Source organism: Endozoicomonas elysicola, assembly GCF_000710775.1.
In the GTDB taxonomy this organism is placed as follows: Bacteria; Pseudomonadota; Gammaproteobacteria; order Pseudomonadales; family Endozoicomonadaceae; genus Endozoicomonas; species Endozoicomonas elysicola.
Genome location: NZ_JOJP01000001.1, coordinates 2,683,178 through 2,702,379, shown reverse-complemented (window position 1 = coordinate 2,702,379; position 19,202 = coordinate 2,683,178). Strand labels below are relative to the sequence as shown.

Genomic DNA, 19,202 nt, shown 5'->3' with positions numbered 1-19,202 from the left:
ACAACCCGTGGTTCAGGACTAGCCACCAAAGCCTTTCCAGAAGGAAACGCTTTGTTTTGGCCGTCCATTGAAATAGGAGACACCCTTGATCACCATGATCACGGTGATAAACGACAGTGCGATATTGACCGCTTTGGGGATGCCAAGCAGAGAAAGCATTTGGAACATGGCCACTGGCATACCATCAAAGTTGGCCTGTATCTGCTCGCCCAGATAATCCACCATGATATCCAAGCCAAAATAGGTGACCACGCCTACCCCAAGCCCTCGCAGTAATAGCCATGCGATGGGAACAATGGTGGAAACAATGAAAGTCAGTATGTAGCCCATAATCTGCTCCTATCCGTTGCCGAGAGACTTGGCCAATATCACCGCCATTGAGAACCAGGTGGCGAAGAGAATGAACCATGAGATATAGGAAGCCAGGTCACATAATGGAGTCAGGGCAAATTCAAACTCAGCACCGAGGACAGTAAAGCTAATCGGATCGGGGCATTGACTGTCAGAGGTAACGTACTCATCGGTTTCCAGAAAGTCTTCAACATGGATTTCCAGCGTATCCCCCGGTAGTGATCCCAATGGAGACATGTTTGGGTTGTTGCTGATGATAGAGTTGATTTCACCGTCATTATATTGCGAGAGGCACAGCTGCTTCTTCTCCATTCGAGCAATGGCGCACTGAATCGCATCACCAGAACAGGTCACTTCTTTATCGCATTCAAAGCCAGAGAATGCCGATTTGGGGTTGTCGTTCTCTGCCTGCTTTTCGGCTTGCTGGCGAATACCGGTTTCTTTGACGATTTGCTGGACAGTTTGTGCTTCGGGTGTGTTATCCGTGAGATCCTGCTGATCAAGAATATCATCCGAACTGTTGCCATTAGCATTGCCACCATTGGCAGGATGATCAGCAGAATTTGGGTCAACGACATCACCTTCAGGGTAGGTGCAAAGGTATTCACCGTTGACATATTTGCAGTTGCTATAGGCATTCTTTTCAAAGCAGACCACTTCACCATTAAAGGTTCCGCAGTTGAACTTATCTTCTCTTGTTTCGTTATCAATACAGACAGGAACCCCATTCACCAGCTTGCAGGTTTGATCAGCACTGATACACACCTGAGTGTACCCATCCGTTCGGCAAGGCAGTTCATCTTCATTGATTTCGGTGTATTCGCTGATACCGGCTAACTGAGTCGTTTCTTCATTACTGGTACAAGCCCCACCAGTTGGAATGTATTCATAAGCGATGGGAGCCAGTGCGTTGTCATAGTCACGGAACCCTCCCAGTGAGGTATAGCTGCACTGGTTGTAACAAGCCGTTTGAGCATTGGTGGAACTGGTGATTGGTTTTGCTGTTAAGCATGACGAAGTACAGGAACCGGTTTCGTCATACACCTCGCACTCAGGCGGTGTACTGAAATTGTAGAGCGCAGTGAAGCTTGAAGACTGGTCATCGGGAGGACAGTAGTTGTATAGGGTGCTGTTCGGATAAGGGCTTAAACCATTATGAACATGGGACAGCAAACGGACTGAGTAGGTTGAGCCAGAGTTATGGGAATAGGTTTGACCGATTGGCGAATTACAGTCAGCACCACCAGGCTGATAAGAATAGGAGTCCAAACTGAAAGCAGAAAGCAAAATAACCAGTAAAAGTAGTTTCATGGCCGCATAGCCCAGACAGCCACAAGGACAACCAGCACATAGAACCATCCATAGTCTGGAACCCACATCGCCTGATCATCCTTATAAAATTGTTAATAAAAGACGGGAGAACGAGCCTCCCGCCAACCCATGCAAACAGGTCTCAGCCGAAAATCGCGCCTTTGACCCACTTGAACACCACGGCAAGTGCCGCCACGCCAATCAATGCAGTACCCACAGCGGTAATCGCTGTCGAACCATCGGTTGAAATGGCAGTAGTGGCTGCTGACACATCAATCTCGGCAAAGGCACTGGATGCCATTGCTGAAGTTGCCAGCAGGAGTGCAAGGTGTTTTAGCTTCTTCATGGCTAATCTCCTTGTTGGTTAACGTAATTGACGAAGGATCAGGGCAAAGATAAATCCGATGACCAGCAACAGGAGAGTTGCGCTGATCAGGGCATCCGCCTGTTCTTTCGTCAGCCCAGTCGATGCAGGGATCGCCTGCACCTCTTCAAGCGTGATGGTGGCGGACTCACCAGAGCAGGTAATCTGCCCTTCTGAATCCGAACTAAAGCCATCACACAGAAGCAGTTGCATTATTTAACCGCCTTTTCTAATGCCGGTTTTTTAATGCCAAGAATCTTGATAGAGATTCGTTGTTTTGAACCGGACATCACTTTGGTTCGAAACTCATACGGCTTTAAGGGTTGCAGTGATTGAAAATCAACGAGCTTTTCATAATCAGAACTGCAAATCATGACATCCAAACCAAAAATGTTTGGATCATCATCCTCACCGGTTCCAGAAAGAAAAACCTTTAAGTAGCGTGAGCTTTCAAACTCGGTAACTTTAGCTCCCAGGTAGAGAGCCTTGACGGTGGTTTCCATTTTTTATTTTCTCCTTTTTTGGTTCACCTGTGTTGAATTAAATACACAGATTTCCAAATGCGCAATAGGTGAAAATAAACTTTCTAACACTGACCTATAACCACTTAAAACAACCAAAATGAATTTTTAATTTTTGCTTTGGAGCCTTACCATTATGCTTTCAATTTTTTTATGGCGATGGGGAAAATCGCCAAAAAAAGTGAAGCACAATGGCATCCAAAGCAATAATTAAAATTCATTGCCTTGATCGTTTGATGGATTCCTCAACATCCAGAAACCAGACGGAGTTTTCTGATTGAATGTAACGGGCATATTCAACCCATGACAGGGTATTGCAGAATATATACGGTAAATCAGCCTGAAGCTTCAAAGCCTCATCTACTTGCTGGGAAAGTCTTTCTGTGGAATCGTGCGCTTGTTTTCTGCGTCCTCGCTTCAAAAAAAGGCTCTCTAAAGACAGGTAAGACCATGTATTTCAAGCTATAATTACAGATGTTTTAGAGCTTTATTGCAGTGAGTATCAGTCATCATTATCGAGCTTGGCTTTCAACTTGCGGATATCGATTAAACGACGTTTCCCCATTTTTATCGTGGGAATTCTGTTGTCCTTAATCCAAGTTCGGACTGTTTCAGCAGATACTCCGACCCGTTGGGCAAAGGACTCAACTGACTGTATAAAATATTCTCCATCATTTGGCTCTATCATTGATCAACGTTCCATGTCGATTTAAGGAAACAATAGGAATACATAATCAATTATTAAAAATCAACATTTTTTAACCAATAAATATGTAAAAAGTATTTTTTACATATTTATATACGGGAGATGTATATACGTTATATATGCACCGCATATACATCACATATGCATGTGTATATATAAAAAATATGCATACCTATACATAAAACATATACCTACATATATTTTGCTATCAAAAAGCCAAACTGAAAATCTACCAGATATTAAAAACATTTAATTGCTATCAAAAATAAATACAAAAATCATGTCTGCATATGCAGACAAAATTAGAAATAAATTAATTGCAATTAATTTTAACAAATCCAACAATATGAAATATTCCATAAGAAAATGGTTTTCATACAACTACCAGCCATACATACAATAGAAAACATATGCCCATCAGAAAAAATAACAACCAATGGAAAATTGATTTCCGAATTGGCAGCAAGCGATATCGTCATACCGCAAAAACAAAGCTGGAATGTATCCAGTATCGAGATAAGTGCATAGCCGAGAAAGATAAGGAAGCACCAGAGAAAGATGATCGCACTCTGAGAGAGCTCATTGATATATGGTATGAAGCCAGAGGCATCGAGCTGGCCGACAATGAGCGCACCCTGAAGAACCTGATTCGCTTCTGTGATGCACTGGGAAACCCGATAGCCAAAGAAGTCACTACAAGGGACTGGCACAAGTATAAGAAGAAAAAGAGAGAGGCAGGCATCGGTGACAAAACCCTGAACAACATTCTGGGCTATATAAATGCCGTTTATAACTTTCTATTCAGGAATGCCATCATTGGTTACTGCAATCCCTTTCAGCCCATAGAAAAGATCCGTACCCATGAGAAAGAGCTGATCTTCCTGAGCAGTGAAGAGATCCAGCTTCTATTCGAAGACATACAGAAGAACAGCAAAAGTCGCCATGTGATGATGATAACCAAGATTTGCCTGTCTACCGGTGCTCGCTGGGGAGAGATAGAGAGTCGGAAGGATCACCACTTCAAAAACAATCAGGTCTACCTGACCTACACCAAGTCCAAGAAGAATCGAATCATTCCATTAGATGAAGCATTGTTCCAGGAAGTAAAGCAGCACATCAGGGACAAAGGCGAGTTCACCAACTGCCAGGAATCGTTCAGAAGGGCTTTACTGCGCTCTGGTGTCAGAACCGTGAGAGGACAAGCCAGCCACGTTCTACGCCATACCTTTGCCAGCCACTTTATGATGAATGGTGGAAACATTCGGGTACTGCAAAGCATCCTCGGTCATGCCGACATCAAGATGACCATGAAATACGCGAAATTCAGCAAAGAACACCTAAACGACGCCGTAAGACTAAATCCATTAAGCAAAATGGACACATCTTGGACACATAGGTAATTTGGAACTATTGAGCTAGGATAAAAGGAAGGGAAATCAAGGAGTTAAGAAAGTAATATGGCGGTGAGGGAGGGATTCGAACCCTCGATACGGGTATAAGCCGTATACTCCCTTAGCAGGGGAGCGCCTTCAGCCTCTCGGCCACCTCACCGTTTTTAAATGGCGCGCTCGGGAGGATTCGAACCTCCGACCGCCTGGTTCGTAGCCAGGTACTCTATCCAGCTGAGCTACGAGCGCGTTGTTTGAAGCGATGTGAAAGATATTTGAATCGTTTTGATTCGTCAATCTTTTTCGTTGACTTGGCGCGCTCGGGAGGATTCGAACCTCCGACCGCCTGGTTCGTAGCCAGGTACTCTATCCAGCTGAGCTACGAGCGCCCTGCGTCAACGGAGGCAAACTATAGAGATTTCATTAGGTTGAGTCAAATACGGTTTTTACTAATCGAATAGAATTTATCCTGAGGATTCTGATCAACTGTCGCTATAAGCACGATATCGCCTTCAAAGTTTCATCTTGACTGAGTATTACCAAACGAGAAAATAGGAAGCGATGAGCACCAGTCACCGGTGAAAGCAATGAAAGTGATGTTACCTGTGCTTTCAACGGCGACAGGATCGAGAAAATATAAAGAGAAAGAAAGGATTTACAAAATAGCAGGCATAAAAAAACGGCAGATGGACTGCCGTTGATATGGCGCGCTCGGGAGGATTCGAACCTCCGACCGCCTGGTTCGTAGCCAGGTACTCTATCCAGCTGAGCTACGAGCGCGTTAAACTGAAAAATTATGGATTGAAGTCTGACCAACCTCATCAATTCAGTGGCGCGCATTATACATAAACAACCGTTCTATGTACAGCGTTGAGAGAACAAAATATCACCAATCAGTCTATCGAAGGCAACTGCCAGTCAATTGGCTGTATATCATGATGCACCAGATAATTATTGGCTTGTGAAAAGGGTCTGCTACCAAAGAAACCACGATAAGCAGAGAGTGGAGAAGGATGAACCGATTTCAGGACCAAATGTTTTCCAGTATCAATAAAGCGTCCTTTTTTTTGTGCATAACTGCCCCAGAGAATAAAGACAACGTTCTCTCTCTGCTCGTTCAATACAGCAACAATTCGATCAGTAAATGCTTCCCACCCCCTACCCTGGTGAGAAGCTGCCTGCTTATGCTCCACAGTCAAAACACTGTTTAGAAGCAGCACCCCTTGCTGGGCCCAATGTTCAAGAAAACCGTGCTTTGCCGGTGGAATCCCAAGATCAGATTCCAGCTCTTTGTACATATTAACCAGAGAAGGCGGAATCGCTACGTCCGGACATACTGAAAAACTGAGACCATGGGCCTGACCAGGACCGTGATAAGGGTCTTGCCCTATAATCACCACTTTAACCTGTTCAAAAGGGGTCAAGTCCATTGCACGAAAATATTCGCCACCCTTTGGATAAATCATTTTTCCCTGGGCTTTTTCATTTTGCAGAAAGCGACGAAGGGTCTGCATATACTCTTTGGTAAACTCATCCTGAAGCTTGACCTTCCAGGAAGGTTGCAATTTGATTTCTGGCATACCCGACCTCTTACCTCTCATCCAAATGATGCTGACAAATAATTACCCCCCAACTGCATAAGAGCCAACTACACTCTTTGCCACCGGATGCACTTTAGCACAGGAACACTTTTCCTAATAACAACCATGGCAATAAGCCATTGTTATGGATGATTCTTAATAAAATGCCAGCTTTCAACAAAGTATCAATCGGTGCTGCAGCAGTTTTAACCCTTGTTTTTACAAGTCAATCAGTCATCGCAAAACTGGAACGGAGGATGTCCATTGAGGTTGACGCCAATACTGTTCGCTTTGCGATTGCCGACGTGAATAACAATACTGATAAAGTCTATCGATATCTTGATTATGGCTCCCTGGATGCCGGTTTTTACAATGACCTTGCAGCCAGTGACAATCGGTTCTTTAGCAGTTGTATGTTCAAAAAAGCCCAGAATCTATTTCAAAAACTGCGAACCCGACAAGAGCATTTTAAAGCTATTAAAGTCAGGGCTATAGCAACTGATACATTCAGGGAGGCGCACAATGCTGAAGAGCTGGTACAAAAAATACGGCGTACTACAGGTATTGATATTCGGATTCTATCGCTTGAAGAAGAAGACCGTATGGACTTCTTTTCAGCGCTGAACGCAACAGACAACTCTGAAGCGCCTGTTGTATGGGATATAGGCAAAGAGCGCTTTCAACTGATTATTGCGGATCCTGAAGTGGGTCCATTTGCCCATAAAGGGGAGTTCGGCTCAGTAAACTTTATGGAGTACTTGAAAGAAGTCGTTCAAAATAAACCAGCAAAACTTTCGGGTTCATTATCCCCCATATCAACTGAAGAACTTGATGCCGCCATTAGTTTCGCTAAGTACCTTGCCCGTAGAACACCATCCATCATTCGCAGAGAACTGAAAAAAGAAAAGGTGCAGATCACGGCCATTGGTTCGGTGTTTCAGGAAAGCATTGCCGTTGATGTCACCATGAATGGCAAACTCCTGAACAAGGGAATACTCAAAAAATATATTCAGGAACAGCTACAAACAACCAATAAAACAAATGATTTAAGCCTATCAAATGCAATATTAGTACTTGGCTTTATGGAAGAGTTAGACATTAAAAGGCTGAATATATCAGATCACAACAGCACGCTTGGCATGCTCGAATTCCCTATTCTATGGCATTGAATAGTGCCTGCACTTCCATTCGGGATCGTCTGTCAATCAGACGATCCATCTATGAGTGGTCGAACTTTTATTTTTAGTGATAGATACCAAGCATCAACTCAATCTGACGTTTAAGCATTGCTCTTAGTTTGTTCGCTATCTCACCGTCAAAGCCTGCTATTAATCCCTGGTACTCAACGTGCAGTATGATACTACCGAACAGCTCGGCATCAATATCAGGATAATTAGAACCAATTTTTGTAAAGAAAGTTTCGAGGCTATCAAGAAAGAACTTCTGGTGACTGAAAGCGATGGGTCTGAGGTTTTCGTTACGAAGACATTCCTGCTGGAAAGCACGTTCTGCAATAAGATAGTCACGATGTTCACGCAGCTGAATCAGGACATACTCAATGGCAAGATCGCTAATCCGTTCAGCAAACACCTGGCGACTTGCGGCCTCTGAAGGCTCAAGTTCCTTCATGGCTATTTTCAACATACTGTCAGACTCTTCCCAGTATGCCTTAAATTTCTGAGCCCCCATCTCAACAAACAGTGTGAAGGTATCAGTAATCAGATCAGTAATATCTTTGAAGTAGTAGGTAGTTGCAGAAAGAGGAACATCCGCTTCCTTTGCAACCGCACGGTGACGGACACCCCGAACTCCATCTCTCACAACGATTCTTAATGCCGCCTCAAGAATTGTTCGACGACGCTGCTCACTATTGGCACGGCTGGTTTTACGCCCCTGGTATTTCAATTCCATACCACTGACGTGCTTACCAGAACCCTTCATGCCTTCTGATGGGGAATCCATTGTTGAAACCATATTAAGACTGCCTTACAGTTGCCTGATTGTTTTATAGCGTTCGTCCAGTACCATCGCTTGAACATGCATCTTAGTACAGAAATCAACCATCCGTCTAAAACCTGCCCCCGCAACTATTCAGGAGAGTCGGGCTGCCATAATTAGCAGCTATGCTCTATCTCCCTGTAACGCTCGATTGGACAGAGCAGCTGGTAAAATTCCCTGACATCACCAGTAAAGCGCATCAACTCAAATGCAGGTTCCAATCCTCAGATACTAGATGAGCAGGCTTAACCTGCTCATACTATGGACCCTGAAGAATCAACATCCCAAGGAATTGTGATAAGACTGTATCAGCCAATACTGCCAGATGAAAACGAAGACTCGCATCCCCTATGTAAACGATAAACTACATCGTCGAATAGAGCATTTGGCCAATACCAGTCAAATACCATTACTCCCAGTGCATCCATTTTATTGGGGACGCATATGCGGGAACAAAAGCACATCCCTGATAGAAGGCGCATCCGTGAATAGCATTACCAGCCGATCAATACCAATGCCCTCACCCGCTGTTGGTGGCAGGCCATATTCAAGAGCGTTGATGTAGTCCGCATCATAATGCATTGCCTCATCATCCCCGGCATCCTTTTCGGCTACCTGTTGCTTGAAGCGCTCTGCCTGGTCCTCAGAGTCATTCAACTCAGAGAAGCCATTAGCGATTTCGCGACCCCCCACAAAGAACTCAAAACGCTCGGTAACAAAGGGGTTGTCGTCATTTTTACGGGACAGAGGTGATACTTCAGTTGGATAATCCGTAATGAACGTTGGGTTCAACAGGTGATGCTCAACAGTTTCATCAAAAATTTCCATCTGAACTTTACCAAGCCCCCAGATCGGCTTCACATCGATGCCCAGCTTCTTGGCAACCTGAGCCGCAGACTCCAGATTATCAATATCCGAGGCATCAAGATCTGGGTTGAAATGCAAGATAGACTCAAAAACAGACATCCGCGCAAACGGCTTGCCAAAATCAATCATCTGCCCCTGGTACTCGAACTCAGTTTTACCCAGAACATCCTCAGCCAGCTGTTTCAGCATGGCTTCGGTATGATCCATCATATCGGTGTAATCCGCATAAGCCTGATAGAACTCAATCATTGTGAATTCCGGGTTATGTCTAGTAGACAGCCCCTCATTCCGGAAGTTCCGGTTAATCTCAAATACCCGTTCAAAACCACCAACGACAACACGCTTAAGGTATAGTTCCGGAGCAATACGCAGGTACATGTCGATATCCAGCGCATTATGATGGGTCACAAACGGTCTGGCCGTGGCACCGCCCGGAATCACCTGCAGCATTGGAGTCTCTACTTCCATAAAGTCCTGGCTTAAGAAGTAGCTGCGAATACCCTGAATGATTTTGGAGCGAATCCGGAAAGTTTCCCGGGACTGTTCACTGGTGATCAAGTCCACATAGCGCTGGCGATAGCGCTGCTCAGTGTCGGTCAGACCTTTATGCTTTTCTGGCAAAGGACGCAGGGATTTGGTCAGCAGCTGGACGGCACTCATGTCGACGTAAAGGTCACCTTTACCAGAGCGCTGGACAGTCCCTTCCACACCGATAATATCACCCAGGTCCCAGGTTTTGATCGATTCCAGGGTCTCTTTCGGCAGCTGCTTACGATTTACATAGAGCTGGATGCGGCCTGTCATATCCTGAAGCTCCATGAAAGCTCCACGGTTCAACATGATACGACCAGCTACTTTGACAGGGTGGCCCAGCGTTTCCAGACTTGCCTTATCGTGATCCTTAAACTGCGCCTGCAGTTCTCCGGCAAGGGAGTCACGACGGAACTTGTTCGGAAAAGCGACGCCCTTCTCCCGGATCGCAGCGAGCTTTTCCCGGCGCAGGGCTACCAGACGATTCTCTTCCTGGGCCTCTGCGACCCCTTCTTCAAACTGTTCTTCAGACATATGACGATCTTCCAGTACCGAATGGCAGTGGCCATCCGGAGTGATTCGATTACAGCCCTTTTTTCAGGCTCGCTTCAATGAACTTGTTGAGGTCACCATCCAATACAGACTGGGTATTTCGGGTTTCAACCCCTGTGCGCAAGTCCTTAATACGAGAGTCATCCAGTACATAAGAGCGAATCTGACTCCCCCAGCCGATATCCGACTTGGTATCTTCCATCGCCTGAGACTCCGCAGTTCTCTTCTGCATCTCCATCTCATACAGCTTGGCCTTCAGCTGCTGCATGGCCTTATCTTTATTCTGGTGCTGAGATCGCTGGTTCTGACACTGAACGACGATACCGCTCGGCGCGTGGGTAATACGGACAGCAGAATCAGTGGTATTGACGTGCTGACCACCCGCACCACTGGAGCGATAAGTATCGACACGCAGATCTGACGGATTGATTTCTATATCAATATTGTCATCAATTTCAGGAGAAACAAAGACGGAAGCAAAAGAGGTGTGACGGCGGTTACCCGAGTCAAACGGTGATTTACGAACCAACCGATGAACCCCTATTTCAGTTCTCAGCCAACCAAAGGCATAATCCCCGATAAATTGAACCGTTGCAGATTTGATGCCGGCCACTTCACCCGCGGAGACTTCAATGATTTCAGTTTTGAAACCATTAGCCTCACCCCAGCGCAAGTACATTCTCAGGAGCATGTTGGCCCAGTCCTGAGCCTCTGTACCGCCAGATCCCGCCTGAATATCAACAAAGGCACTGTTTGGATCCATCTCACCGGAGAACATACGACGAAACTCGAGTACTTCAAGTTTCTGGTTAAGCTCATCCAGTTCATCCACCACACCCTGAACACCGTCTTCGTCTTCTTCTTCTACCGACATTTGCAACAGTTCTTCAGAGTCCACCAGGCCACTGGTCAGCTCATCGATGGTGGACACGATGGCTTCCAATGTTGAGCGTTCTTTACCCAGCTTCTGAGCATACTCAGGATCATTCCAGACGTTCGGGTCTTCCAGCTCCCGCTCTACTTCCTGCAACCGCTCACTTTTGTGAGCGTAGTCAAAGATACCCCCTAAGCACGTCAGTACGCGCCGTCAGGTCCTTGATACGCTCCTTTATGGGATTGACTTCAAACATTGCCCTATATCACTCGCTCTTGTCAGGTGCACCCGGCACCAACACTCATATACTGCATAGCTCCATCAAGAGACAACGTGTATTTGCTCTTCAGAAAACTATGGGAACGGAGAATGACAGCATGTAGCTGTTCATGAAACATGACAGGCTGACCTCTACAAGGCCATTACCAAAACCTGTAATACAACTGAACGATTCTACAACAATAGCCTGTTCGTTGGAATTGCTCGGCAGGCGAGACCTTTATATACGTTTTTATTCATTGGAAGCCACAGACCTGATTCTGTTGACATGAGGCTCCAAACCCAACCAGACGCGCAGCCTGGCTTGAGCTGAGGCAGGAGCCTTACGTCAACAGAACCCAGGGGACGTTAATAACTGGCCCTTCCGGGTTGGTCATACAAGTACTTATGCCCTGTCGAACACCTTGAACAGGGAACCAGGAAGTGCTTTGAATGTCAAAATCACACTTACATATAAAAAATTCTGGCGACTAAAACCAAAATAAATCACAAGAGGCGTGCTATGAAGTGGATACCCACCCCATATCGATTTTTATCAGCACTGATTCTGATCTTTTTGCTTTTTCCAAGCATTCACACTTTGGCTTTCTCCTTTAGCAAAGAAAGTTTCTGCTCTGCAGCTTCTGAACTTATGGAAGCTGTTGAAGAAGAGGATATCGACGAAGAAAACGAAGGCAATGCTATAAAGAAGTACGATTACATGCCCTACCAGCTCCGCGTTACTCCGGATGGTGATATAAAAAATTGCCTGCAAAACTGATAGTGCCGCTTTTGACTGAACCTCCAACGATACAATGAACTGCCCCCATCAAACCCGAACCGTCAGTGCTATCTTACCAGTGTAGATACCCCCCCTTTTGCGGCATACATTGCTGACTACTGCATTGACTCGTGTCATGTCTTCAAACTACGCCTTTACTCTGCAGTAGGGTAAACTCCTGCCCACTCTTTTACCCTCACCAGTAGCCAGACGTACAAAGCCAAGCTGTATGTATACACTGCAAACACTAGAACAGCATGACTTCAAGCCTGGATACTTAACAAATTGAGCACTCTGCATTATGTCACGCGACACCTTCTTGAATGACTCAATGGCACTGGTAGCAGATATCGGTGGCACAAACGCGAGATTTGCCCTCTCACTGAATGGACAGCTTCAAGCAGATTCGGTGGAAGTGCTGGCTTGTAACGATTTTGAGAACCTGGATCATGCTGTCAGCCATTACCTGGCGATTCAGCAGGTAGCAGTGGATCATGCCTGTATGGCATTTGCCTGTCCGGTGAGTGGCCAGCAGATAAAAATGACCAATAATCACTGGGCTTTTAACAAGTCTGAAATGAAAGAGTCATTAAGACTACAGTCTTTCAAAGTGATTAATGATTTTACTGCCCAGGCTCTGGCGCTGCCGGCTCTACCCGAAAATTCCCTGATCAAGGTTGGCAATGGAGAATCGATTGAAGGGGCCACCAAACTGATTATTGGGCCAGGTACCGGCCTGGGTGTTGCGGCACTGAAGAAAGTAGGTGAACACTGGCTGCCTCTACCGGGTGAAGGCGGACATGCGGCATTCTCTCCTATTTCCTCCATGGATAATGAGATTCTCAACATTCTTCAGCAGAAGCTGGGCTATGTTTCCTGGGAGTCGGTACTTTGTGGTTCAGGTATTGAACTGCTATTCGAAGCCCATAGCACTTTGTCGGGCCAAGTGAAGAAGCTCAAAAATCATGAAATCACTGCTCAGGCACTTAGTGGCGATCCCCTTTGCAAACAAACCTTACTGCATTTCTGTGAGCTTTTGGGCAGAGCTGCCAGTAACGCAGCATTGACGACTGGAGCCCAAGGTGGTGTTTATATTGCCGGTGGTATTATTCCCCGCTTTCCGGAGTTTTTTGCCCAGTCGGATTTCCGTAAGTCCTTTGAAATTAATGACAAGATGGTGAGCTATCTGGCGGCCATTCCCACCAGCCTGATTATTCATGATAACCCTGGCCTGACAGGTGCCTGTGAAGCACTGGGCAACCCGCTGATTCCATAATAAAGAAACAGGCTCTTAACTTAATTGGAGCCTGTATTATCAATCAAGATACCCGTTGAAACGATACTAACGAACAACGCAGGTATCCGCAGGGTACAAAAAATGGCTCTAGACATCCCGTACTGACTCCAAAGCTCTAGCACTTCTTTGCTTATTAAGTCTTTGGCTATAAGTTGCTTTACTGACCGTATCATCAGAAATACTTCTCAAAAACGACACAGATGACTCCCAACTATCTTCAGCAGCTTTAATGTCCGCTCTATATTTTCTTTCTTTTTCGGATTCTGAAAACATTTTCTTATCGTCTCTGCGCATTTTATCAGTATCTAGCTTCGTAAAATAGGTACTACGAATGCCATGTTTGCTCAATAGCTGGTTTAATTCTTGTTCAACTGCGTTTGCTGAAACTCTTTGCATGTAGCCTTTTCTACAATCACCAATATCCCTCTGCGCAATATCGACTTTAGCCTCAGCCCTTTTCACGATCCTTTCCTCAACGTCCTTAACTTTTCTATCTGCTTTTTCACGAACTTTATCATTCATACTTTTTGCCCAATCATCCATTTTTCGGCCTACTCCCTTATCTACCCGCTCTTTCACTTCTCTTTCAATTAATGAATGGTGTGCAGAAGAGGAAAATTTCTTATGTACAGTCTGTTGAAACTTATGACTTTCTTGTTCTGTTTTTCGAGTCACAACATCTGCTTGCTTTTGTGCTAAATATGAGGCCTTAGCTTGACACTTGCCAAGTGACACATCCATTTTTAAAGCGATAGAATCGGATCCACCTTGTTTTGACATTACAGCGCCTGAAGCTTCCCAATCACCATCAAAAGAAGGAGCCTTATCTCTGTAAAAATGAAGTAATCCGTCGAATGTTTCGTCTTCTGGTGGTTCTATTCCCTCATCCATCATCAAATCACGTAAAGCAGACTTTCTCTGATCAAGCATCAGCTTACCTGACTTCAGGTTAGTCATTTCATCCACCATTTCAGAAAACTCTTCATCACTCTCAACGTCATTAACTACTTTGTCTACAAATTTTTCATCTGGGGATTTATTAACAAACCTTATGCCGAATTGCTGATAACTTACCGCCTCTTCAACTCTAGTCTTCCATACTCCTTTGACTTTTGTACGAAAGTCTTGAGTCAAGCTGTACTTTATTCTTTCCTTGATTGCTCTCTCTTCTTTTTTATTTTCAGAGATATACTCACCTATTCTTCTAGATAGTAATTGATTATCAGCTGGGCATCTTCGCATTAATGTGGTTACTCGATCCAACTTTTCAGCTGTAGATATCTCTCTCCCACTTTTAATCAGCGCATCAAGCTGAGTTTCAACAACCAAAGCTTCATGTGCCGTATACCCCACAGATGCTAAATCATTAGCAGTCAGTACAGCATTATTAATCATCTCCGGTATTTCATACCAATCATGATTTCTGGACTCAGTTATTACTTCCAATCTTTTGAAGTCAGCTGCAGTCATTGACGCCCTAAACTGTGGTTTAGCACTACATACAGGAAGTACACATGCCTGACCAATAACAGAGGATTTTTCATCGGCTCTTTTTTTAGCAACAACTTCACACAATGGTTTAGCGCCCTTCTCTATCACTTTACATTTCTCAAGCTTTTTATTTTTACCAAAAACAGGTTCTTTTCTATCAGTCATCGTTACCAGATCTTCTGGGTTAGCCTCATCCTCATGATACATGGCCGAAAGGAAGGCTCGATACTCAAAGCATTCTGGCTTTAGCTTACTCGAGGAGATGTCACACAAAAAAGAAACCTTACTCGCTGAAACATGAGGATCTCGATCATAATTTGGAAGTAAACTCACTAAGCCATGAAGAGAGATAGCATAAGTTTCAACCTTTGATATTGAATACTCTTTGCGTGTTTCAAGGTAAAAACTCATTGCCTTATCATAAATAAATCTCTCAGGAAGCACATCTCTCAAACCATCACAGAGCATTACAAAAGCATTGATATTTGTCGGTTCACAGCTTAAATCTAATTTCTGAAATATTGCAGCAACCTTGCTCTTCTCGGCTTGAGTCTTTGAATGCTCAGCAGCAATACACATCACCTGAAGTGCCTTCACAGGAAGAACGGTATGGTCAACACATGGATTTTTTAATAGATACTGTAGATAGTTTGTAGCACGCAACCGATTAACAAAATCGGTCGCAGACATTTTCCCTATAGACAGTTGTCTAGCAAATGTATCCATTAATACAGTATTCGACTCACTTCCCCCGAACTGACCTATTTCATCAATCATTCCTTCCTGTGAAAGAGCTTCCATAGGTTCAGAATCCGCCATAAGCCTTAGTCTTGTCAGAGGTGGAAGCATCGCTTCCGGGTCTTCCATTAACTGACCTATGTATAAACGAAATTGCGCACACCAAACTCTGGTTAATCCTTGAGATACCTGCTCTGGTGATAAAGTTCGTGACTCATCAACTGACTCCGCCTCATTGCCCCCTTCAACAACAACCAGTTCAGGAAATGGCTCAGATACCAACACATGCCCTGTATCAATAACAGAGCTTTCTCTTTCAGGATTGCCCCGTTGTTTCTGAGGTAAGGCTTCCAAAGTCACACTTTGAACACTCTCCGTGTCTAGTATACATGCCTCAAATTTCACTTCTGGTGAAGACTCATCCTCCATATATGTCTGAGTGGCGTGACGTTTCATTTGAACAACCGGTTGGCTTTCAAATCTATCCACTTCATCAGCCCATGGGATATCACCACATTTTTCTGCTTCTACATCAGAAGACTCTAGCTTCTTATCAACTAATGCTTCGCCTTCCTGGGGTTCACCGACTAAATCCGGCAGGTCATCAGGAACATGATGAACTTCAGCAGTGACCGTAATAAGGCTTGGCAACGCCTGTTGATCCTGTTGAGGCTCTTCCGCTTTGGTGTATTCTATCGCACCTGCACATTGCGAGGCATACTCTCCTTCAGAAACCTCAGCAAGGCTGTTATCTTCAGAAACCTTTTTGACCTTAGTCCCCATCTTTTCCTGCACTAGACGATCAACATGGTTTGAATAAATACTTGTCAAGTGAGCAAGGTATTTAGGAAAATCTTTCATATCTACTGTGTAACTAATGGCCCTGCAAATCACAGCTACTATATGGTTATAGAAATTTGCATCCTGTCGATTATGTACTGCAATGTCTCCAAGCCCATTTAAAACTTCACTAAGCTGCCTTAAAGCCTCATCAACTTCATTCTGGTTTTCAAGAGAACCATAGGAATGGTTATGCATCTGACCACAGTACTCATTAAAAACCAACACTATTTTAGCTTGACTAAAGGGCATCGTGAGATGATCAGGAAGCCAGCTCTGAGGCATTTCATCTCTAAGCCTTAAATCCAAAGCCAAAGCCTGAGCAAATGTCATCAATTTAGAATTTTCTCTTATAAAGGGATAAACATATCCCATTCCAATATGCTCTTTAATTGTCTTTATATAATCATCTGGATTTACTAAGCTTCTTTCCGGCTCTGAAAATGATGGCGTTAACTGTGTAATCGTAGAATAAAAAGACCGATATTCATGAGCAACATTTTCCAACCTTTGTTCTTCTCTATCTAGTAATCTATGATCCTCCCAATAATGTCCATATATAAGCTCTCTTAAAGCAGTATGACTCACTAAATCATCGGATGAGAGCAATGATCTTAAACCACCACGAAAGTCAAACCTGGGCAAATAATAGTGCAAGTGATCCCTGAAATCAGCACCTGCTTTTTCCGCCTCATTCTTATGCATCAAGTTTTCTGGATGAGGACCTAGATATTGATGTCGTGCATATTCTGCAAGTTTACTTCTTACCAACCCTGAAGAAAATGGCCTTTCAGGAAGACTCAGAACATCATCCAAATTTTCAGCCCACTTTAAATCCCCAATATAGGCACCAATTTTCAGTTGAATTTCACGCTCCAATCCTCTAAGAGCTTGTCCTCCATCAAAATCAAATAATGCATCGTCAGAAGCATCACATGGAACCACTTCGTGAGAAGATGTATCAGCTCTCTCTTTTGTAGAAGCGTCATACGAAGTCAAACAAGTAGTATGAGTTGCTATTTCAGATGCGGCCTCCGGAATACATTCTTTAAAGCTTGATTCTGCTGCCACTTCGCACTGCGCTTCTGCATGCCAGTGACTACTTTCAGACAGAGTACCATGAGCAAGAGTTTCGTCAGTTATCGCTTCACAAGAAACAGGCACTACTGATAATTCTTCGGGTTTATTTGATTTTTGAGCACTAGCCTCTGAAATGCGTCTCATTAGAGATGACAACATTCTTTTTAAATTTTCTGCGTCCAGTTTCTTTGTCTGATCTGCCGGAACCATCATCCTATTTTTGATAGTAAGATGTTCGTCCAATTTAATTAAATTCCTTCTATCCAAATATTGATAGTGCTTCCTTTCTAATTCATAGTCTGTAACTTTTAAATTATGAACATCATGATCTACCTGAGTCACTTCGAGCCCAAGCCAGTTAGCAACCTTATCCTCTGGTCTTGCAAGGTTACTGCCCTCCACAAATCCGGCCAAATCACTTTTATCTAAAGCATACTGAAGATCAGCATTACACTTTAAAGAATGAGGATCAGATGATCCGGATGGAACTACAGAATTCACCTCTGAGCTGTGTATACTTTCCAAGCCTCTTTCAGTCGCTTCTTGATAATCATCAACCGTCCATCTCGGTTGGTTTCCGAAGTTACCCATTGGAATCATTAGAAAGTTCCTAATTAACAAAGACTATAATTATTAATTTTTGATAATTTCAAAACTGATAATATTTCATTCGCCAAAAATATTAAACAATTAAATATTTAAAGCAATAAACACAGAATTTAATTAGAATAGACGTACAAAGAAACAAACCGTACCATATACTTATACTTAAAACCTAACATCCTTTCACCCGACATACTGAAGCATTCAGTAATATACCACCACAACTACCAGTTTACAGATAGCAGCTACTAATTACTGACCACCATCTACTTTTTCAGCCTTAAAAAGCAGTCTACACTAAAATAATAACGTTTTATCGGATGGAAGGGATTCTATATATGGCCAAAGGAATTGGTGGTATTGGAGCAGCATTAAACTGGGTTCAAAAAAAAATTTCTCTCGCAATAAATAAAGGTGGGAACGCGTCCAAATCAGGAAAAGTATTCAAGACTGAAGGAAAGAATTACATTAACCCCTTAAAAAACATAAAACCCAATAAAAAACATCAATTTATAAACAAACGCAAGACTGAACAAGTACCTGCTCATGCCTCACTACCATCAACAAGGCCACCAGCAGCAACCGGAAAAACAGGTTCAGGATCTATCGATCAGTCGCTTAACGAATTACGCCAGAGCTTACAGCAGCTTAGGACAACACAGAGCAGCCAGATGGCATGGGTACAGAAAGCAGAAAGTAATAAGAAAACAGTCGGAGGTCAGTTTCAAAAAGCCTACGGAGCAGCAGGTCTTAGCCATCAAGAAGCGTTACAATCACCACGATTTGAAAGCCAAAAACAACGTTTCCACCATGCTGTAAAACAGCAAAAATTAGCAATGGACACCCTAAATCAAACTAACACCAGGATTAAGCTAATAGAAACTCAAATTAATAACATTGAAAAATTACATAGTTTTAAAGACAAAATAGATGCTCAAATGGATAATTTAGAAAAATTACATAGTCTTGGCCAGGTAAGAATTATTAAACCCGTTAACAGTTAATTAAAAAGAGCACAACAAAAATATGGGGTAAGAGATTAATACAATGTATTGCCATTTAAAGTCTAAT

At 43.6% G+C, this 19,202-nt stretch carries 16 protein-coding genes and 4 tRNA genes; 5 read left to right on the top strand and 15 right to left on the bottom strand.

The window, feature by feature from the left end; genetic code table 11:
• Nucleotides 1–18: 18 nt before the first annotated feature.
• From GV64_RS11600 to GV64_RS11575, 6 genes are all read right to left on the bottom strand, one after another.
• Nucleotides 19–330, bottom strand: a complete 312-nt coding sequence (locus GV64_RS11600) for a DUF2523 family protein (RefSeq protein WP_020582999.1) — start codon at nt 328–330, stop codon at nt 19–21.
• 9 nt (nt 331–339) lie between these two features.
• Complete coding sequence (locus tag GV64_RS11595; protein ID WP_236632944.1) at nt 340–1,662, bottom strand: virulence factor TspB C-terminal domain-related protein; 1,323 nt, start codon at nt 1,660–1,662, stop codon at nt 340–342.
• Nucleotides 1,663–1,804: 142 nt separating this feature from the next.
• Nucleotides 1,805–2,008: a major capsid protein gene (locus GV64_RS11590; protein WP_020580594.1), complete on the bottom strand. Its 204-nt coding sequence runs from the start codon at nt 2,006–2,008 to the stop codon at nt 1,805–1,807.
• 18 nt (nt 2,009–2,026) lie between these two features.
• The gene (locus GV64_RS11585) at nt 2,027–2,239 is read right to left on the bottom strand and encodes a hypothetical protein (RefSeq protein WP_020582997.1); all 213 of its coding nucleotides are present in this window, start codon (nt 2,237–2,239) and stop codon (nt 2,027–2,029) included.
• Nucleotides 2,239–2,529 carry a hypothetical protein gene (locus tag GV64_RS11580; RefSeq protein ID WP_020582996.1) on the bottom strand — a complete coding sequence of 97 codons (291 nt, stop codon included), beginning with the start codon at nt 2,527–2,529 and terminating at the stop codon, nt 2,239–2,241. The genes GV64_RS11585 and GV64_RS11580 overlap by 1 nt, the downstream gene beginning before the upstream one ends.
• Before the next feature lie 520 nt (nt 2,530–3,049).
• Complete coding sequence (locus GV64_RS11575; RefSeq protein WP_020582995.1) at nt 3,050–3,235, bottom strand: excisionase family DNA-binding protein; 186 nt, start codon at nt 3,233–3,235, stop codon at nt 3,050–3,052.
• Between the two features lie 428 nt (nt 3,236–3,663).
• Between GV64_RS11575 and GV64_RS11570 the strand changes: the two genes are divergently transcribed.
• On the top strand, nt 3,664–4,653 hold the full coding sequence (locus GV64_RS11570) for a phage integrase (RefSeq protein WP_020582994.1): 990 nt from the start codon (nt 3,664–3,666) through the stop codon (nt 4,651–4,653).
• Between the two features lie 58 nt (nt 4,654–4,711).
• On the opposite strand, the gene GV64_RS11565 is transcribed toward GV64_RS11570, so the two are convergent.
• The 5 genes from GV64_RS11565 to ung all read right to left on the bottom strand — a co-directional run bounded on the left by GV64_RS11565 (nt 4,712) and on the right by ung (nt 6,221).
• Nucleotides 4,712–4,804: transfer RNA gene (locus tag GV64_RS11565), tRNA-Ser, on the bottom strand.
• A 9-nt stretch (nt 4,805–4,813) separates the two neighbouring features.
• Nucleotides 4,814–4,890, bottom strand: a tRNA-Arg gene (locus tag GV64_RS11560).
• Between the two features lie 63 nt (nt 4,891–4,953).
• Nucleotides 4,954–5,030: transfer RNA gene (locus GV64_RS11555), tRNA-Arg, on the bottom strand.
• A 314-nt stretch (nt 5,031–5,344) separates the two neighbouring features.
• Nucleotides 5,345–5,421: transfer RNA gene (locus GV64_RS11550), tRNA-Arg, on the bottom strand.
• Nucleotides 5,422–5,534: 113 nt separating this feature from the next.
• A complete protein-coding gene (ung, locus tag GV64_RS11545) occupies nt 5,535–6,221 on the bottom strand; it encodes a uracil-DNA glycosylase (protein ID WP_020582993.1) in 687 nt (228 codons plus the stop codon).
• Between the two features lie 257 nt (nt 6,222–6,478).
• Here ung and GV64_RS11540 point away from each other — a divergent pair, with 257 nt between their 5' ends.
• Entirely contained in the window at nt 6,479–7,390 is a 912-nt protein-coding gene (locus tag GV64_RS11540) for a Ppx/GppA phosphatase family protein (protein WP_157237033.1), read from the top strand.
• A 73-nt stretch (nt 7,391–7,463) separates the two neighbouring features.
• Here the strand turns inward: GV64_RS11540 and GV64_RS11535 are convergent, their stop codons facing one another.
• The 3 genes from GV64_RS11535 to prfB all read right to left on the bottom strand — a co-directional run bounded on the left by GV64_RS11535 (nt 7,464) and on the right by prfB (nt 11,299).
• Complete coding sequence (locus tag GV64_RS11535) at nt 7,464–8,183, bottom strand: TetR/AcrR family transcriptional regulator (RefSeq protein ID WP_051087820.1); 720 nt, start codon at nt 8,181–8,183, stop codon at nt 7,464–7,466.
• Between the two features lie 465 nt (nt 8,184–8,648).
• The gene (lysS, locus tag GV64_RS11530) at nt 8,649–10,151 is read right to left on the bottom strand and encodes a lysine--tRNA ligase (RefSeq protein WP_020582990.1); all 1,503 of its coding nucleotides are present in this window, start codon (nt 10,149–10,151) and stop codon (nt 8,649–8,651) included.
• Nucleotides 10,152–10,200: 49 nt separating this feature from the next.
• Nucleotides 10,201–11,299, bottom strand: a protein-coding gene (gene prfB / locus GV64_RS11525) for a peptide chain release factor 2 (protein ID WP_152554030.1) whose coding sequence is annotated in 2 segments (ribosomal slippage) — nt 10,201–11,223 and nt 11,225–11,299 — 1,098 coding nt in all. Because the reading frame shifts where the segments join, the coding sequence is not laid out codon by codon here.
• A 525-nt stretch (nt 11,300–11,824) separates the two neighbouring features.
• Between prfB and GV64_RS11520 the strand changes: the two genes are divergently transcribed.
• Both GV64_RS11520 and glk read left to right on the top strand, forming a co-directional pair.
• The gene (locus tag GV64_RS11520) at nt 11,825–12,082 is read left to right on the top strand and encodes a hypothetical protein (protein WP_020582988.1); all 258 of its coding nucleotides are present in this window, start codon (nt 11,825–11,827) and stop codon (nt 12,080–12,082) included.
• 301 nt (nt 12,083–12,383) lie between these two features.
• Nucleotides 12,384–13,358, top strand: coding sequence for a glucokinase (gene glk / locus GV64_RS11515; RefSeq protein WP_020582987.1), 975 nt, complete (start codon nt 12,384–12,386; stop codon nt 13,356–13,358).
• Between the two features lie 108 nt (nt 13,359–13,466).
• On the opposite strand, the gene GV64_RS11510 is transcribed toward glk, so the two are convergent.
• A complete protein-coding gene (locus tag GV64_RS11510) occupies nt 13,467–18,128 on the bottom strand; it encodes a hypothetical protein (RefSeq protein ID WP_020582986.1) in 4,662 nt (1,553 codons plus the stop codon).
• Nucleotides 18,129–18,469: 341 nt separating this feature from the next.
• Here GV64_RS11510 and GV64_RS11505 point away from each other — a divergent pair, with 341 nt between their 5' ends.
• Nucleotides 18,470–19,135: a hypothetical protein gene (locus GV64_RS11505; RefSeq protein ID WP_020582985.1), complete on the top strand. Its 666-nt coding sequence runs from the start codon at nt 18,470–18,472 to the stop codon at nt 19,133–19,135.
• The last annotated feature ends 67 nt before the right edge of the window (nt 19,136–19,202 follow it).

Excerpts from the sequence above, each read along its gene's own strand:
- GV64_RS11600 (WP_020582999.1), bottom strand. The coding sequence starts at position 330 with ATGGGCTACATACTGACTTTCATTGTTTCCACCATTGTTCCCATCGCA.
- GV64_RS11595 (WP_236632944.1), bottom strand. The coding sequence starts at position 1,662 with ATGAAACTACTTTTACTGGTTATTTTGCTTTCTGCTTTCAGTTTGGAC.
- GV64_RS11590 (WP_020580594.1), bottom strand. The coding sequence starts at position 2,008 with ATGAAGAAGCTAAAACACCTTGCACTCCTGCTGGCAACTTCAGCAATG.
- GV64_RS11585 (WP_020582997.1), bottom strand. The coding sequence starts at position 2,239 with ATGCAACTGCTTCTGTGTGATGGCTTTAGTTCGGATTCAGAAGGGCAG.
- GV64_RS11580 (WP_020582996.1), bottom strand. The coding sequence starts at position 2,529 with ATGGAAACCACCGTCAAGGCTCTCTACCTGGGAGCTAAAGTTACCGAG.
- GV64_RS11575 (WP_020582995.1), bottom strand. The coding sequence starts at position 3,235 with ATGATAGAGCCAAATGATGGAGAATATTTTATACAGTCAGTTGAGTCC.
- GV64_RS11570 (WP_020582994.1), top strand. The coding sequence starts at position 3,664 with ATGCCCATCAGAAAAAATAACAACCAATGGAAAATTGATTTCCGAATT.
- ung (WP_020582993.1), bottom strand. The coding sequence starts at position 6,221 with ATGCCAGAAATCAAATTGCAACCTTCCTGGAAGGTCAAGCTTCAGGAT.
- GV64_RS11540 (WP_157237033.1), top strand. The coding sequence starts at position 6,479 with ATGTCCATTGAGGTTGACGCCAATACTGTTCGCTTTGCGATTGCCGAC.
- GV64_RS11535 (WP_051087820.1), bottom strand. The coding sequence starts at position 8,183 with ATGGATTCCCCATCAGAAGGCATGAAGGGTTCTGGTAAGCACGTCAGT.
- lysS (WP_020582990.1), bottom strand. The coding sequence starts at position 10,151 with ATGTCTGAAGAACAGTTTGAAGAAGGGGTCGCAGAGGCCCAGGAAGAG.
- GV64_RS11520 (WP_020582988.1), top strand. The coding sequence starts at position 11,825 with ATGAAGTGGATACCCACCCCATATCGATTTTTATCAGCACTGATTCTG.
- glk (WP_020582987.1), top strand. The coding sequence starts at position 12,384 with ATGTCACGCGACACCTTCTTGAATGACTCAATGGCACTGGTAGCAGAT.
- GV64_RS11510 (WP_020582986.1), bottom strand. The coding sequence starts at position 18,128 with ATGATTCCAATGGGTAACTTCGGAAACCAACCGAGATGGACGGTTGAT.
- GV64_RS11505 (WP_020582985.1), top strand. The coding sequence starts at position 18,470 with ATGGCCAAAGGAATTGGTGGTATTGGAGCAGCATTAAACTGGGTTCAA.